General features: G+C 73.5%; 13 protein-coding genes. 9 read left to right on the top strand and 4 right to left on the bottom strand.

Annotation, left to right across the window (positions count from 1 at the left end):
* Nucleotides 1-217 precede the first annotated feature (217 nt).
* From ACZ3TI_RS13855 to ACZ3TI_RS13835, 5 genes are all read left to right on the top strand, one after another.
* Nucleotides 218-1,015 carry a DUF2127 domain-containing protein gene (locus ACZ3TI_RS13855; RefSeq protein ID WP_465726417.1) on the top strand — a complete coding sequence of 266 codons (798 nt, stop codon included), beginning with the start codon at nt 218-220 and terminating at the stop codon, nt 1,013-1,015.
* Between the two features lie 125 nt (nt 1,016-1,140).
* Nucleotides 1,141-1,779 (top strand): AIM24 family protein, encoded by a 639-nt coding sequence (locus tag ACZ3TI_RS13850; protein ID WP_465726416.1) that lies wholly within the window; start codon nt 1,141-1,143, stop codon nt 1,777-1,779.
* The gene (locus ACZ3TI_RS13845) at nt 1,779-2,429 is read left to right on the top strand and encodes an AIM24 family protein (protein ID WP_465726415.1); all 651 of its coding nucleotides are present in this window, start codon (nt 1,779-1,781) and stop codon (nt 2,427-2,429) included. Before ACZ3TI_RS13850 ends, ACZ3TI_RS13845 begins: the two co-directional genes overlap by 1 nt.
* Nucleotides 2,430-2,638: 209 nt before the next feature.
* Nucleotides 2,639-3,448: an AIM24 family protein gene (locus ACZ3TI_RS13840; protein ID WP_465726569.1), complete on the top strand. Its 810-nt coding sequence runs from the start codon at nt 2,639-2,641 to the stop codon at nt 3,446-3,448.
* 40 nt (nt 3,449-3,488) lie between these two features.
* Entirely contained in the window at nt 3,489-4,004 is a 516-nt protein-coding gene (locus ACZ3TI_RS13835; protein ID WP_465726414.1) for a MarR family winged helix-turn-helix transcriptional regulator, read from the top strand.
* A 194-nt stretch (nt 4,005-4,198) separates the two neighbouring features.
* Here ACZ3TI_RS13835 and meaB read toward each other — a convergent pair whose 3' ends face one another.
* Together meaB and ACZ3TI_RS13825 are read right to left on the bottom strand one after the other, a co-directional pair.
* A complete protein-coding gene (gene meaB, locus ACZ3TI_RS13830) occupies nt 4,199-5,155 on the bottom strand; it encodes a methylmalonyl Co-A mutase-associated GTPase MeaB (protein WP_465726413.1) in 957 nt (318 codons plus the stop codon).
* 81 nt (nt 5,156-5,236) lie between these two features.
* On the bottom strand, nt 5,237-6,430 hold the full coding sequence (locus tag ACZ3TI_RS13825; RefSeq protein ID WP_465726412.1) for an acetyl-CoA C-acetyltransferase: 1,194 nt from the start codon (nt 6,428-6,430) through the stop codon (nt 5,237-5,239).
* 245 nt (nt 6,431-6,675) lie between these two features.
* Here ACZ3TI_RS13825 and mce point away from each other — a divergent pair, with 245 nt between their 5' ends.
* From mce to ACZ3TI_RS13810, 3 genes are all read left to right on the top strand, one after another.
* Nucleotides 6,676-7,116 carry a methylmalonyl-CoA epimerase gene (gene mce, locus ACZ3TI_RS13820; RefSeq protein ID WP_350633430.1) on the top strand — a complete coding sequence of 147 codons (441 nt, stop codon included), beginning with the start codon at nt 6,676-6,678 and terminating at the stop codon, nt 7,114-7,116.
* Nucleotides 7,117-7,712: 596 nt separating this feature from the next.
* Nucleotides 7,713-12,602 carry a hypothetical protein gene (locus tag ACZ3TI_RS13815; protein WP_465726411.1) on the top strand — a complete coding sequence of 1,630 codons (4,890 nt, stop codon included), beginning with the start codon at nt 7,713-7,715 and terminating at the stop codon, nt 12,600-12,602.
* Between the two features lie 107 nt (nt 12,603-12,709).
* The gene (locus ACZ3TI_RS13810) at nt 12,710-13,639 is read left to right on the top strand and encodes a coiled-coil domain-containing protein (RefSeq protein ID WP_030057505.1); all 930 of its coding nucleotides are present in this window, start codon (nt 12,710-12,712) and stop codon (nt 13,637-13,639) included.
* A gap of 108 nt (nt 13,640-13,747) precedes the next feature.
* On the opposite strand, the gene ACZ3TI_RS13805 is transcribed toward ACZ3TI_RS13810, so the two are convergent.
* Nucleotides 13,748-14,059 (bottom strand): hypothetical protein, encoded by a 312-nt coding sequence (locus ACZ3TI_RS13805; RefSeq protein ID WP_465726410.1) that lies wholly within the window; start codon nt 14,057-14,059, stop codon nt 13,748-13,750.
* Nucleotides 14,056-14,853 (bottom strand): alpha/beta fold hydrolase, encoded by a 798-nt coding sequence (locus tag ACZ3TI_RS13800; RefSeq protein WP_465726409.1) that lies wholly within the window; start codon nt 14,851-14,853, stop codon nt 14,056-14,058. The genes ACZ3TI_RS13805 and ACZ3TI_RS13800 overlap by 4 nt, the downstream gene beginning before the upstream one ends.
* Before the next feature lie 92 nt (nt 14,854-14,945).
* Between ACZ3TI_RS13800 and ACZ3TI_RS13795 the strand changes: the two genes are divergently transcribed.
* Nucleotides 14,946-15,950, top strand: a complete 1,005-nt coding sequence (locus ACZ3TI_RS13795; protein ID WP_465726408.1) for an ABC transporter ATP-binding protein — start codon at nt 14,946-14,948, stop codon at nt 15,948-15,950.

Below are 15,950 nucleotides of genomic sequence, written 5' to 3'. Positions count from 1 at the left end.
CACAAGCCTTCCGGCCATTATCACCGAGCACACGTCCGAGCCCCCGGCCGGGGGTGGGCTCCGTGCCCGACGTCACACCGCCCGCCCGGGTTGTCACAGCTGCGCCCCAGATCGCCCCGGCACCCGGCGGGCCGTCGCCCCCAACCCCTATCCTGCTGCCCGCGCGCCCACCCGATCCGGGCGCCCGGAGCACCACACCACGGGGGGTAGTCACCACATGTTCAAGCGCGACTGGGACCGCAGGACCTGCGCCAAGCGCGGCCACATCACCTACGCGCCGACCGAGCCCGAGCTGGCCTCCCGGCTGCACGCCGCCACCGCCCTCGGCGACGCCTGGCGCTGCCTGCGCTGCGGCGACTTCGCGCTGGGCGCCCCGCACGGCTCCGGCCCCGCCGAGGACGCGCCGCTGGTGCCCCGCGGCAAGGCGCTGCGGGACCTCTTCCTCCTGCGCTTCCTCGCCGTCGAGCGGGTGCTGCGCGGGCTGCTGATCATCGTGGTCGCCTGGGCCGTGTGGAAGTTCTCCAACAGCCAGGACGCGGTGCACCGGGTCTTCGACGAGAACCTGACGGTCTTCAAGCCGGTCACCGACCACTTCCACTGGGACCTCGAACACGCGCCGATCGTCGAGACGATCCGCAAGACGTTCGACTTCAAGAAGAGCACCCTGCTGATCGCCGCGGGCGCGCTGCTGGCCTACGCCGTGATCGAGATCGTCGAGGCGGTCGGCCTCTGGCTGAACAAGCGCTGGGCCGAGTACCTGACGGTGGTCGCCACCGCGGCCTTCCTGCCGCTGGAGGGCTACGAGCTGAGCCACCACGTCAGCGCGGTGAAGATCTGCACCCTGGTGCTGAACATCGCGGCGGTCCTCTGGATCATGCTCTCCAAGCGCCTGTTCGGGCTGCGCGGCGGCGTGGTGGCCTTCGAGGCGGAGCGCCACTCGGCCTCGCTGCTGGAGGTCGAGCAGGCGGCCGGCACGGTCCCGCACCCCGGGCACGGGGCGCACGCGCGGAGCTGACCGGCGTGTCCGCCCCCGGGCGTACGGCGAGGGGCACGGGCCTGACCGGCACTTTTGTCGCAGCCCCGTACCAGTTGGGCCCCGCACCCTCCCCGGGCCACGGCCGCAGCGGCTAGATTGCGGCCGTGGCACAGTTCAGACTCCAGGGATCGCGAGTGCTCGCCGTCGACTTGGGCGGGGACGCCGTCAAGGCCAGACACGGCTCCATGGTCGCCTACACCGGGCAGATGACCTTCAAGAAGCTGACCGGTGGTGGGGACGGCCTGCGCGGCATGGTCGCCCGTCGGCTGACCGGCGAGAAGATGACCGTCATGGAGGTGAAGGGCCAGGGCACCTGCTACTTCGCCGACAAGGCCACCGAGATCAACCTCGTCCGGTTGAACGGCGAGGCGCTGTACGTCGAGGCGGACAACCTGCTCTGCACCGAGGCCTCCCTGCACACCGGCACCAGCTTCACCGGCCTGAACGGCGTGTCCTCCGGCAACGGCCTGTTCACCACCAAGGTGGAGGGGCACGGCTGGGCCGCCGTCACCTCCAACGGGCCCGCCATCATCCTGCGGGTCGACAAGAGCATGCCGCTGCGCGTGGACCCGGGCGCGTACGTGGCGCACACCGGCAGCCTGCACCGCAGCCTGAAGTCGGGCGCGGGCTGGACCACGGTGATCGGCGAGGGCGGCGGCGAGGCCGTCCAGGTCGAGTTCACCGGCGAGGGCCTGGTGTACGTGCAGCCCTCCGAGAAGATCACCATCGGGGGTGACGTCTGATGGGCTTCACGAAGATCAACGGGAAAATGGTCGAGGCCCAGGTGCTGCCCGGGCAGCGGCTGTTCAGCCAGCGCGGCGCGATGCTCGCGTACAGCGGCGACGTCCGCTTCACGCCGAACATCACCGGCGGGCAGGGCGGCGTGATGTCGATGATCGGCCGCCGGGTGGCCAACGAGGACACTCCGCTGATGACCGTCGAGGGCCAGGGCCGGGTGATGTTCGGCCACGGCGGCCACCACGTCCACGTGATCGACCTGTTCGGCGACACCCTGTACGTCGAGGCGGACCGGCTGCTCGCCTTCGAGGGCACGCTGCGGCAGTCCACCATGTTCATGGGCTCGCAGGGCGGGGTGATGGGTATGGTCCGCGGCCAGGTCACCGGGCAGGGCCTGTTCACCACCAAGCTGGAGGGCAACGGCTCGGTCGCGGTGATGGCCCACGGCGGCGTCTTCGAGCTGCCGATCGTCCCCGGCCAGGAGGTGCACGTCGACCCGCAGGCGTACGTGGCGCACCGCGGCGACGTGCGCAACAAGCTGTCCACCGCGCTCGGCTGGCGCGACATGATCGGCCGCGGCTCGGGCGAGGCGTTCCAGCTGGAGCTGTCCGGGCAGGGTGCGGTGTACGTCCAGGCGAGCGAGGAGAAGCTCTGATGTCCTACCCGCCGCAGCCCCCGTACGGGTCGCCGCACGACCAGCCGACCCAGCCCGGGTTCGCCGTCCCGCAGGGCGGGTACCCGCCGCCGCCGTCGGCGCACCCCCAGCAGGGCGGGTACCCGACGCCCCCGCCCGCCCACCAGCCTCCGCCGCCGCCCCAGCAACAGCCGTACGCGCAGGAGCAGTTCGGTGGCCCGGTCGCCCCGCTGCCGACCGCCCAGGGCGGCGCCGGCCCGGTGGTGCACGACGTGTACAGCCTGCCGGTCAACGACAACGTCAACCCGTACGCCTTCTCGGTTGAGCTGAACGGGTCCTACTTCCTGCAGAAGGGCAAGATGGTCGCCTACTACGGCGACATCACCTTCAAGGGCGTCGGCGCCGGCGCGATCGACCGGATGCTCGGGCAGCACTTCAACTCGCCGATGCACGCCTCGGACTGGGTGGTCGCCGAGGGCCGGGGCAAACTGCTGCTCGCCGACCGGGCGTTCGACCTCAATTCGTACGACCTGGACGACGGCAACCTGACCGTCCGCTCCGGCAACCTGCTCGCCTTCGACCCGACGCTGCGGCTCAAGCAGTCGATCATCCCGGGCTTCCTGACCCTGATCGGCACCGGCCGCTTCGTCGCCGCCTCCAACGGGCCGGTGCACTTCGTCGAGCCGCCGATCCGGGTGGACCCGCAGGCGCTGGTCGGCTGGGCGGACTGCCCGGCGCCGTGCCACCACTACGACCACGACTACATGCACGGGCTGATCGGCGGCATCCGGCGGCTGACCGGCTTCGGCGGCGCCTCCGGCGAGGAGCACCAGTTCGAGTTCATCGGCGCCGGGCAGGTACTGCTGCAGTCCAGCGAGAAGCTGATGGCCGAGCGGTCGGTCGGTGTGGTCGGCGCCGAGGCGGGCGTGCCGATGGGCGGCGTGCCGTCCCAGTCGGGCACGGCCGGCCACGGCGGCGGGAACCCCAACATCCCGGGGCTGGGTAACCTGGGCGACCTGGGTCGGCGTTTCGGCCTGTAAACTCGTACAAGATTGAACTAAATCGGTTATGCTGGATCCCATGGATACGCACACGGTCGGCACTGCGGACACCCCTCCGTCGCAGCCCGAGGAGGAGACTCCCTGGCTGACCGCCAGGGAGCAGCGGATGTGGCGCGCCCATCTGGAGGTCGCCAAGCTGCTGGAGTACCAGCTCGGCCGCGAACTCCAGCCGCACAACCTGGCCATCAACGACTACGAGATCCTGGTCGTGCTCTCCGAGGCCCCGGACCGCCGGATGCGGATGACCGACCTCGCGACCGCCACGCTGCAGTCGAAGAGCCGGCTCTCCCACCAGATCACCCGGATGGAGAACGCCGGCCTGGTACTCCGCCAGGAGTGCCCCGGCGACCGCCGCGGCCTCTACGCCCACCTCACCGAGCAGGGCTGGAAGACCATGCAGCGGGTCGCGCCGGACCACGTCCGCAGCGTCCGGGCCCACTTCATCGACCGCTTCACCCCGGAACAGCTCGACGCCATGTTCGACGCCCTCGCCCCGATCGCCGAACACCTCCGAGGCCTCCGCGGCAAGCCGTAGGCGCCGACCGCAGTCTCCTCCCCCGCCCCGCCGCGACCCCGTTCGCGCCGGGGCGGCCCGCATTCCGGGCCCGCCCACTCACCCCCTCCGCACAGGAAGTCGAGTCGGCCGACTTCTCGCGCAGGGGGCGGTACACGCCGTCGCCGCTTCGGCGGTACCGAAGCGGTGACGGGGTGACGGGGTGACGGGGTGTCTCAGCCGGTGGTGAGGCCGGCGACGAGGGTGTCGGCGGCGGTGTAGGGGTCGAGGTCGCCGGCGGCGACGCGTTCGGCGAGGGCGGCGAGGTGGCGGTCGCCGCGGAGGTCGCCGATGCGGGCGCGGAGTTCGGCGAGGGCGATGGCCTCGATCTCCTCGGCCGCGCGGCGGCGGCGGCGGACGGCGAGCTCGCCGTGCTCCTCCAGCCAGGCGCGGTGCTTCTCCAGGGCCTCGACCACCTCGTCGACGCCCTCGCCGCGGGCGGCGACGGTCTTCACGATGGGCGGGCGCCAGTCCCCCGGCTCGCGGGCCTCGCCGAGGCCGAGCATGTGGTTGAGCTCCCGCGCGGTGGCGTCGGCGCCGTCCCGGTCGGCCTTGTTGACCACGAAGAGGTCGCCGATCTCCAGGATCCCGGCCTTGGCGGCCTGGATCCCGTCGCCCATCCCGGGGGCGAGCAGGACGACGGTGGTGTCGGCCTGGGCGGCGATCTCGACCTCGGACTGGCCGACGCCGACGGTCTCGACCAGGATCACCTCGCAACCGGCCGCGTCCAGCACCCGCAGGGCCTGCGGCGCCGCCCAGGAGAGCCCGCCGAGGTGGCCGCGGGTGGCCATCGAGCGGATGAACACCTCGGGGTCGGTGGCGTGGTCCTGCATCCGGACCCGGTCGCCCAGCAGCGCGCCGCCGGAGAACGGCGAGGACGGGTCGACGGCGAGCACTCCGACGCGCTTGCCGAGCCGCCGGTAGGCGGAGACCAGCGCCGAGGTGGAGGTGGACTTGCCGACCCCGGGGGAGCCGGTCAGGCCGATGGTGTAGGCCTGTCCGGTGTACGGCGCGAGCGCGGCCATCGCCTCCCGCAGCTGCGGGGCGGCGTTCTCGACCAGCGTGATCAGCCGGGCGACGGCCCGCGGCCGGCCCTCCCGGGCCTGTGCGACCAGTGTGGCGACATCGATCATCAGGTGCTCCTAGGGTGCGGACGCCGAAGGGGCTGCGGACCGCTTGTGGCGGTCCGCAGCCCCGAAGATCAGATCAGCTGATCAGGCCTTCGGGACGCGCACGATGAGCGCGTCACCCTGGCCACCGCCGCCGCACAGCGCGGCCGCGCCGACCCCGCCGCCGCGGCGCTGCAGCTCCAGCGCGAGGGTCAGCACCACGCGGGCGCCGGACATGCCGATCGGGTGGCCGAGCGCGATCGCGCCGCCGTTGACGTTGACGATGTCCGAGGAGACGCCCAGGTCCTTGCTCGACTGGTACGCGACGGCCGCGAAGGCCTCGTTGATCTCGATCAGGTCGAGGTCGGCGACCTCCAGGCCCTCCTTGGCCAGTGCGTGCTTGATCGCGTTGGACGGCTGCGACTGCAGCGAGTTGTCCGGGCCGGCCACGTTGCCGTGCGCGCCGATCTCGGCGATCCAGCTCAGGCCCAGCTCCTCGGCCTTGGCCTTGCTCATCACGACCACCGCGGCGGCGCCGTCGGAGATCTGCGAGGAGGTGCCGGCGGTGATCGTGCCGTCCTTGGTGAAGGCCGGGCGCAGCTTCGCCAGGCCCTCGACGGTGGTGTCCGCGCGGATGCCCTCGTCCTGGCTGAACAGGACCGGCTCGCCCTTGCGCTGCGGGATGGCGACCGGGACGATCTCGGCGTCGAAGACGCCGTCGGCCTGCGCCTTGGCGGCCCGCTGGTGCGAGGCGGCGGCGATCTCGTCCTGCACCTCGCGCGGGATGCCCAGGCGGGCGTTGTGCTTCTCGGTGGACTCGCCCATCGGGATGTTCTCGTAGGCGTCGGTGAGGCCGTCGTGCGCCATGGCGTCCAGCATCCCGATCGCGCCGTACTTGAAGCCCTCGCGGGACTTCGGCAGCAGGTGCGGGGCGTTGGTCATCGACTCCTGGCCACCGGCCACGATGATGTCGAACTCGCCGGCGCGGATCAGCTGGTCGGCCAGCGCGATGGCGTCCAGGCCGGAGAGGCAGACCTTGTTGATGGTCAGCGCCGGCACGTTCATCGGGATGCCGGCCTTGACGGCGGCCTGACGGGCGGGGATCTGGCCGGCGCCGGCCTGCAGCACCTGGCCCATGATCACGTACTGGACCTGGTCCCCCGTGATGCCGGACCGCTCCAGGGCCGCCTTGATGGCGACGCCGCCGAGGTCGGCACCGGAGAAGCCCTTGAGGGAGCCGAGCAGGCGACCCATCGGGGTCCGCGCACCGGCAACGATCACAGAGGTGGTGTTGGTCATGGGACGGGCCCCTTCGCACGTCGTGGCCAGGTGAGGATGCGCTCAATGTACTGACCTGGTACCCGCCCGTCACCGGAGCGACGGTGTGATCGAGCGCACTGGCACCCTCCAGTCAACACCGTGCCGACGCGGTCCGGGTGAACCCCGGTCCGTGTGAGCAGGCTCGCACGTCCGGCACTGGCGTCCGTCGCGGGCCATGCGCTGCACTTGGTGCCACCCTTGTCCGCAACCACCCGGAGGTCGCCGTGCTGACCCGAATCGACCACATCGGCATCGCCTGCCGAGACCTCGACAAGACCGTCGAGTTCTACCGCGCCACCTACGGCTTCGAGGTCTTCCACTCCGAGGTCAACGAGGAGCAGGGCGTCCGCGAGGCCATGCTGAGGATCAACGGGACCGACGACGGCGGTGCCTCCTACCTCCAGCTGCTGGAGCCCACCCGGCCCGACTCCACCGTCGCCAAGTGGCTGGAGAAGAACGGCGAGGGCGTGCACCACATCGCCTTCGGCACCGCCGACGTGGACGGCGACGCCGAGGCCATCCGCGGCAAGGGCGTCCGCGTCCTCTACGACGAGCCGCGGATCGGCTCGATGGGCTCGCGGATCACCTTCCTGCACCCGAAGGACTGCGGCGGCGTGCTGACCGAGCTGGTCACCTCCGCGCAGAACGCCCACGACGAGCACTGACCGGACACCGACCGGACACCGATCGCGCCGATCCCGTACCGAGAAGGCACCGATCGTGCACTGATCGCACGCCGATCGCACACCGATCACCCACCGGACCGCCGCCAGGGTGCCGCGCACCCCGGCGGCGCCCGACGGTCCGTCGGTCATGACCCGTCAGTAACCTGGTCGGGACAGCCGGAAAACCCCCCTGCGGCCATTCCCCCGCAGTGCGCTCCCACTACAATGCCCAAGTGCGCGAAGACTCCGGGGAACGGAGGCGACGGGCACGGCCGAAGACTGGCCCGTCCGCACCGCTGCGGTCGGCCCGTCGCAAGGGGAGTCCATTACGCGGGCACGGCTGAACAGTCGCTAGACGGATCTGTCACCATTCTCCACAAGGCAAGAGTTCGCCCAGGAGTCCACTCGGACGGGGGAACGCGGTACCCCCGCGCTCCCGCGCCCCGGACTCCGACGACCGCGGCGGGCGGCCCCGACTTGGCAAGGGGTCGTCCACCTGCTGCGGATGCAAGGACCAGTCGGACCGGCACCCGGGAAACGGGAGCACGGAACCGGCCGGGTCGAGGACGCGACCAGGAGATGGATGGGACCGCGGAGTGCGGGGCAACGACCGCTACGAGGCTGACGATCACCTCTCCCAGTTCGAGGCCGAGATGGGTCGGACTCGGAAGGAGCGGGACAAGGCAGTCGAGCATGCCGAGGACCTCGCCTATCAGGTGGAGGTGCTCCGGGCGAAGCTGCACGAGTCCCGTCGCATGCTCGCCCAGCCGCGCGCCTTCGACGCCGTCTCCGGCCAGGCCGAGCAGATGCTCCGCACGGCCGAGATGCAGGCCCAGCAGCTGCGCGCGGACGCCGAGCGTCAGCTGCGCGACTCCCAGGCCGCCACCCAGCGGATCATGGCCGAGGCCGCCGAGCGCACCGCCCGGCTGGAGGCCGAGCTCACCGCCCGCCGCCGCCAGCTCGAGGACGAGCTCACCGAGCTGCGCCGCACCGCCGAGCAGCACGTCAACGGCTGGGCCGAGCAGACCCGGGCCGGCTCCGAGCAGGAGGCACAGCGCCTCCTGCAGGAGGCCCGCGCCGAGGCCGAGCGGATGGTCGCCGCCGCCCGCGCGGAGGCCGTCGCCCTCGCCGACCAGGCCCGCGCCCAGACCGCCGCCGACGTGAACGCCGCCCGCGGCGAGGCCCACGCCGCCGCCGAGGCCGCCCTCCAGCGCGCCCAGAGCGACGCCGAGCGCCTGCTGCGCGCTGCCTCCGAGCAGGCCCAGCAGGCCGGCGCCCAGGCCGCCGCGGACGTCGACGCCGCCCGTGGCGAGGCCCAGCAGCAGCTCGCCGCCGCCCACGCCGCCGCCGAGCGCCAGCTCGCCGCCGCGCAGGGCGAGATCGACCAGCTCAAGGCGCAGGCCGCCGCCGAGCAGGCCCGGGCGGAGCAGCAGCTCGCCGCCGCCAAGGCCGAGATAGAGCGGCTGCGCGCCGAGGCCATCGCCGAGGCGGAGCGCACCCGGCAGGAGGCCTCCGAGCTACGCGCCCAGGCCGAGCAGGCCGCCGAGCAGCTCCAGGCCGACGCCGAGGCCGCCGCCGTCCGCAAGGTCGCCGACGGCGAGGCCGCCAACGAGCAGCGTTCGCAGACCGCCCGGGCCGAGATCGCCCGGCTGGTCGCCAAGGCCACCAAGGAGTCCGAGGCCATCCGTGCCGAGGCCGAGGCGATCCGGGCCGCGGCCGCCACCCGGCAGGCCGAGGCGGACGCCGCCAAGGCCGCCGCCGCCGAGGAGAGCGAGCGCCTGCGGGCCACCGCCGAGTCGGTCGCCGCGGAGCTGCGCGGCGAGGCCGAGGCAGCGATCGCCGAGCTGCGCGCCCAGGCCGAGCGGGACGTCGCCGAGCTGCGGGCGCAGGCCGAGGCCGACGCCCGGCGGCTGCGCGGCGAGGCCGAGGAGGCGGGCCGGGCGGCCGCCGCCAAGGACGCCGCCGTCCAGCTCGCCAAGGCCGCCAAGACCGCCGAGGAGGTGCTCGGCCGGGCCAACCAGGACGCCGAGACCGCCCGGACCGCGGCCGCCGCCGAGGCCGAGCGGATCCGCACCGAGGCCGCCGCCGAGGCGCAGCGGCTGCGCGAGCAGGCACAGGCCGCCGTCGAGCAGGCCCAGAACGCCGCGCTGGACGACGCCGCCGCGATCCGCGAGCGGATCGAGCAGATGCAGGACGAGGCGGCCCGGCTGCGCGCCGAGGCCGAGGAGCTGCGCGCCCAGGCCGCCGCCGAGGCCGACCGGGTCCGCGGCGAGGCCCGCCGCCAGGCGGTGCTGCAGATCGAGGAGTCGGCGAAGAACGCCGAGGAGCTGCTCACCAAGGCCAAGGCCGACGCGGACGAGCTGCGCGCGGGCGCCGCGGGCGAGATCGAGCGGCTGCGCGAGCAGGCCCAGGAGCAGGCCGCCGAGACCCAGGGACGGGCCGAGCAGACCCTGACCCGGGCCCGCGCCGAGGCCGAGAAGATCACCGCCGCCGCCGAGCAGCAGGGCCAGGACGCCCTCGCCGCCGCCAAGGCCGCGGCCGCCGAGAACCGCGCCGCCGCCGAGCGCGAGACCGCCGAACTGCGGCGCGAGGCAACCGAGTTCGACCAGCGGGTGCGCTCCGAGGCGAACGCCGCCGCGGAGGCCGTGACCGCCGACGCGCAGGCCGAGGCGAACGCGGTGCGCGACGCCGCGGTCGCCGACGCCGAGCGGGTGCGCACCGAGGCCGACACCGAGGCCGCCCGTACCCGGGCCGAGGCCGAGGCCGCCGCGAACGCGCTGCGCGAGGAGAGCCGCCGCGAGCGCGAGGAGGCCTCCGCCGGGCTGCTCCGCGAGCGCGAGGAGACCGCCGACCAGCTGGCCGCCGCCAAGGCCGCGCGCACGCACGCCGAGCAGTCCGCCGCCGAGGTCCGCGAGGCCGCCGACGCCCACGCCGCGGAGGTACGGGCGGAGGCCGAGCAGGCCGCCGGCGAACTGCGCGCCCTCGCCCAGCACGAGACCACCCAGCAGCGCGAAGCCGCCGAGGCCTACGCCGACCGCGTCCGCACCGAGGCCGAACAGCACGCCGCCGACCTCACCGAACGCACCGCGGCCGAGACCGCCGAGCAGCGCGAGGCGGCCGACAAGTACAGCGCCGAGCAGCGCGAGGCGGCCGACAAGTACAGCGCCGAGCAGCGCACCGCCGCCGACACCTACGCCGCGGAGGTACGGGCGGAGGCCGAGCAGGCCGCCGGCGAACTGCGCGCCCTCGCCCAGCACGAGACCACCCAGCAGCGCGAAGCCGCCGAAGCCTACGCCGACCGCGTCCGCACCGAGGCCGAACAGCACGCCGCCGACCTCACCGAACGCACCGCGGCCGAGACCGCCGAGCAGCGCGAGGCCGCCGACCGGCACGCCACCGAGGTCCGCACCGCCGCCGAGACCTACGCCGCCGACGCCCGCGAGGTCGCCGACGGCTACACCGCCGAGCAGCGCGCGGCCGCCGACGAGCTGCTGGAGCGCGCCGAGGCCACCGCCGAGCAGCGTCGGGCGGAGGCCGCCAAGGACGCCAAGGCCACCCGTGAGAAGGCCGCCGCCGAGCTGGCGCTGGCCCACGAGCAGGCCGAGACCGTCCGCGCCGAGGCCGGCCGCGAGCTGTCCGAGGCCCGCGCCACCGCCGACAGCATCCGCGCCGAGGCGACAGCCGAGCTGGAGCAGGCGAAGGCCGACCGTGCCGAGCTGATCGCCGCCGCGAGGGCGGAGGGCGCCGAGCTGGTCGCCGTCGCCGAGGAGGAGGCCGCCGAGGTCCGCCAGTCGGTGGCCGGCATGCACGAGGCCGCCGCCGAGCAGATCGCCGCGCTCAAGGCCACCGCCGAGCAGGAGGTCGCCGAGGTCCGCGAGGCCGCCGAGCAGGCCGCGACCGAGCTGCGCGAACTCGCCGAGCACGAGACCGCCCAGCAGCGTGCGACAGCCGACCGGGAGACTGCCGAGCAGCGCACCGCGGCCGAGGAGTACAGCGCCGAGCAGCGTGCGGCAGCCGACGCGTACGCCGCCGAGGTCCGCGACCTCGCCGACCGCGAGACCACCGCACTGCGCGAGCAGACCGAGCTGGAGCTGGCCGCCGAGCGCGAGGCCGTCGAGGCCGAGCTCGACCGGCAGCGCGCCGAGGCCCGGGCCTACGACGAGCAGCTGCGCACCGACGCCGAGGCCGAGCTGCGCGCCGCCCAGGAGGCCGCCGAGCAGCTGCGCGCCGACGCCGAGGCGCAGGCCGCCCGTACCGTGGCCGAGGCCGAGGCGCAGGGCGCCCGTACGGTCGCCGACGCCGAGGAGCTGGCCGCCGGGCTGCGCGGCGAGGCCGAGGAGTACGCCCTCGCCACCCGCACCCTGGCCGACGAGTACGACAGCGCCACCCGCACCCGCGCCGACGCGTACGACGCGGAGACCCGGGAGGCCGCCGAGCAGTTCGACAAGGCCACCCGCGAGCACGCCAAGTCGGTCCTGGAGAAGGCCTTCGCCGACGCCGAGGCGCTCGGCGAGGATGCCCAGACCACCGCGCTGGCCACCACCGCCGCCGCCGAGGAGCAGGCGGACGCGATGGTCGCCGCCGCCCGCAAGGAGGCCGACCGGCTGGTCGCCGCGGGCGAGGCGGCCGGTCAGGGCGAGGTCGAGAAGGGTCGCTCCGACGCCGACGCGCTGCTCGCCGAGGCCCGCCGGGACGCCACCGCGATCCGCGAGCGCGCCGAGGAGCTGCGCGAGCGCACCGACGCCGAGGTGGAGGCGCTGCACGAGCGCGCCCGCAAGGAGAACGCGGCGGCCATGAAGTCGGCTGGCGAGCGGGTGGACGCGCTGGTGACGGCCGCCCAGGAGCAGCTGACCGAGGCCGAGGAGCAGGCGATGGCCACCGTCGCCGAGGCCGAGGACCGCGCCGCGGCCCTGGTCGCCGCCGCCGAGGACCGCGCGAGCGAGCTCACCTCGGAGGCCTCGGCCGAGGCCAGCAAGGTCCGCCTGTCGGCGGTCCGCAAGGCCGAGGGCCTGCTCAAGGAGGCGGAGACCAAGCTCGCCAACTCCACCGACCGCGCCGAGGCGCTGATCGAGAAGGCCGAGGCGAAGCTGCAGTCGGCCGAGGCCGAGGCGGAGGAGCGGCTGGACAAGGCGGCGACCGAGGCGGAGAAGCGCCTGCGGGACGCCGACCGGACGGCGGACGAGCAGATCGAGCTGGCGAAGGCGGAGGCCGAGCGGCTGCTCGCCGAGGCCAAGGCGGAGGCGAAGCGGGTCACCGACGAGGGCCGGCGCGAGCTGGACGAGCTGGTGCGCCGCCGCAAGGACATCAACACCGAGATCTCCAGGGTGCAGGACGTGCTGTCCGCGCTGGAGGCATTCGAGGCACCGTCACCGGTCGCCCAGGCCAACGGGGGAAGTACCAAGAAGGACGGGGGCGCCAAGGCCGGTGCCGGAGTTGGCTCCCCCCGGTCGGGTGGCAATCGCTCCAAGAGCGCACCACCCGATTGAGCGGACATTGTCCGCGAGAGAACGGCATTTCGCCGTCGACACTCCGGTACCGTGTCAGGATTCCCTCAACCACCTCAGCGGTTTGACGACAGGAAGCCCAGAACCCCATGAGCGACAGTCACTCCCCTCACGGCTTCGACCTGGTGCGCCGTGGGTACGAGCGCGCCCAGGTCGACGAGCGGATCACCAAGCTGGTGGCCGACCGTGACAGTGCCTTGACCCGGATCAGTGCGCTGGAGAAGCGCATCGAGGAACTCCACCTGGAGACCCAGACCGCCCAGGCGGCGGTCGTCGAGCAGGAGCCCTCGTACGCCGGTCTCGGTGCCCGCGTCGAGAAGATCCTGCGGCTCGCCGAGGAGGAGGCCAAGGACCTGCGCGACGAGGCGCACCGCGCCGCCGAGCAGCACCGCGAGCTCGCCGAGGCCGCCGCCCAGCAGGTCCGCACCGAGGCCGAGAACTACGCCAAGGACCGCAAGGCCAAGGCGGAGGACGAGGGCCTGCGGATCGTCGACAAGGCCAAGAGCGACGCCGCCCAGCTGCGTGCCGAGGCCAACAAGGACGCCCAGAACAAGCGCGAGGAGGCGGACGCCCTCTTCGAGGAGACCCGCACCAAGGCCGCCCAGGCGGCGCTGGAGTTCGAGACCAACCTGGCCAAGCGCCGCGAGCAGTCCGAGCGCGACCTGGCGGCCCGTCAGGCCAAGGCCGAGAAGCGCCTGGCCGAGATCGAGCACCGGGCCGAGCAGCTGCGCCTGGAGGCCGAGAAGCTGCGCACCGACGCCGAGCGCCGCGCCCGCCAGACCGTCGAGACGGCCCAGCGCCAGTCCGAGGACATCGTGGCGGACGCCAACGCCAAGGCCGACCGCATCCGCAGCGAATCCGAGCGCGAGCTGGCGGCGCTCACCAACCGCCGCGACAGCATCAACGCCCAGCTGACCAACGTCCGCGAGATGCTGGCGACGCTGACCGGGGCGGCCGTGGCCGCCGCCTCGCTGCCGAACGACGACACCATGGGCGTGCCCGCCCAGCAGTCGCGCTGACGCCCCCGCCGCACGTGCCCCTGTCTCGTGCGCGGTGACCGCGGCAGCACCGCAGCACCGCAGGCCCTCACCCTCCCGGGTGAGGGCCTGTCGGCTTTCTCCGCGTCACTACCTCGGGTACGCCCCGTCCGGCCGCTGGTGCCCGCTGCTGAGCTGGTTGCCCTCGTCGTCGGAGACGGTGCCGAACCAGGAGGTGCACCAGACCGACACCGAGTCGGGCCAGTACTGCACCTCGAAGGGGTGGCCGGATCCGTAGTCGCCGTACGAGGTGACGATGAAGGTCTCCCCCGGGCGCATCCAGTAGTCCTCGCCGAGCGGTTCCAGGGTGAGCTCGACCAACACCTCGCTCCGGTTGGTCACGGGCATCCGGCCGGTCACCTCCAGGGCCGAGAAGTCCCAGGAGGCCGCGTCCTCGCTCATCCGGCGGCCACCCGCCGCAGCAGGGACCGGACGGCGGTGTCGAAGGCCTCGGGCGCCTCCAGGGCGCTCAGGTGCCCCACCCCGGGAACGACGGTCAGCTCGGCGTCCGGGCGGGCCCGGAGCATCCGTTCGGCCTCCTCCGGCGCCACCAGGGAGTCCTGGGCGCCCGCCACGACCGCGACCGGCACCCGCAGCCCGGCCAGCACGTCCAGGGAGTCCGGTCGGGCCGCCATGGCCCGCTGGGCCCAGGCGACGGCGGCCGGCGACGCGGCAGCGACCATCGACTGCACCCGCTCCACGAGGTGCTGCGAGTCCGGTCCGAGCTGCCCGGCCGCGACGTGCTCGTCCAGCAGCAGCTGCACGCTGTCCCGCGCGGTGACGGCGGCGGCGATCCGCTCCCGGTTGGTCCGTACGGCGTCGGTGTCGGCGGTGGCGCGGGTGTTGGCCAGCAGCAGGCCGGACAGCCGCCCGGGGTGGCGGCGGGCGAAGGCCAGCGCCACGTAGCCGCCCATGGAGAGCCCGGCGACCACGGCCCGCTCGATCCCGGCGGCGTCCAGCAGCAGTGCGAGGTCGTCCGCGGCGTGGTCCAGCGAGGGCTCGTCGGCGCCCAGCTCGGTGCCGCCGAACCCCCTCTGGTCGGGGGCGAGCACCCGGGCGCCGTCCCCGGTCAGGCCGGGCAGCGCGTCCAGCTGGGACGACCACATCGAGGCGTTCAACGGAAAGGCGTGCAGCAGCACGAGGGGTGTTCCGGTACCGCTCTCGCGGACCGACACTGCGGATGGGAGCTGCGTCATGCGCCCAACCTATTCCGGCGCACCCGATGAACCCACTCAGCGGGCCCCGATATCCCCTTTGTCCTAGCCTGACAAGGAGTAAGGGAGTGCGAATGATCGAGTTGCACGAGCTGACGAAACGTTACGGCAAGACGCTCGCGGTGGACCGGCTCAGCTTCACCGTCCCCCGGGGCGTGGTGACCGGCTTCCTCGGCCCGAACGGCGCGGGCAAGTCCACCACCATGCGCATGATCCTCGACCTCGACCGGCCCACCGGCGGCCGGGTCACCATCGACGGCAAGCGCTACGGACAGCTCAGCGAGCCGCTCAAGTACATCGGCGCGCTGCTGGAGGCCAAGGCCGTCCACCCCGGCCGCACCGCCCGCGACCACCTGCTCTGGCTCGCCCAGAGCAACCGCATCCCGGAGCGCCGGGTGGACGAGGTGCTCGCCCTGGTCGGTCTCACCCCGGTGGCGCGCAAGCGGGCCCGCGGCTTCTCGCTCGGCATGGGCCAGCGCCTGGGCATCGCCTCCGCGCTGCTCGGCGACCCGGAGATCGTCATGTTCGACGAGCCGGTCAACGGCCTGGACCCGGAGGGCATCCTCTGGATCCGCAACCTGATGAAGCGCCTCGCCGCCGAGGGCCGGACGGTCTTCGTCTCCTCCCACCTGATGAGCGAGATGGCCGTCACCGCCGACCACCTGGTGGTCATCGGCAGGGGCCGGCTGCTCGCCGACCTGCCGATGCCGGAGTTCATCCGGCGCAACTCCCGCTCCGCCGTACGGCTGCGCAGCCCGGAGCCCGAGCGGCTGCTCGACGTGCTGACCGGCGCCGGACTGCGGCACGAACCCGGCCCGGACGGCTCCTGGGAGGTGGTCGACGGCGACCTCGCCCGGCTCGGCGAGCTGGCCGCTGCGCACCGCCTGGTGCTGCACGAACTCAGCCCGCAGCAGGCCTCGTTGGAGGAGGCGTTCATGCAGATGACGGCCGACTCGGTGGAGTACCACTCGGGCGACGGACCGGGCCGGGACGCGGCCGGCGCACCCGGCGCCTGGGGCGCCGGCTGGAAGACGGACGGCGCCCGGCAGTCCGCCGCGGCACGGCAGGAGGAGAACTGA

The organism is Kitasatospora sp. NPDC023120 (assembly GCF_055560835.1).
Note: the sequence above shows the minus strand (reverse complement) of the source record. Positions and strands in the feature narration are given on the sequence as shown.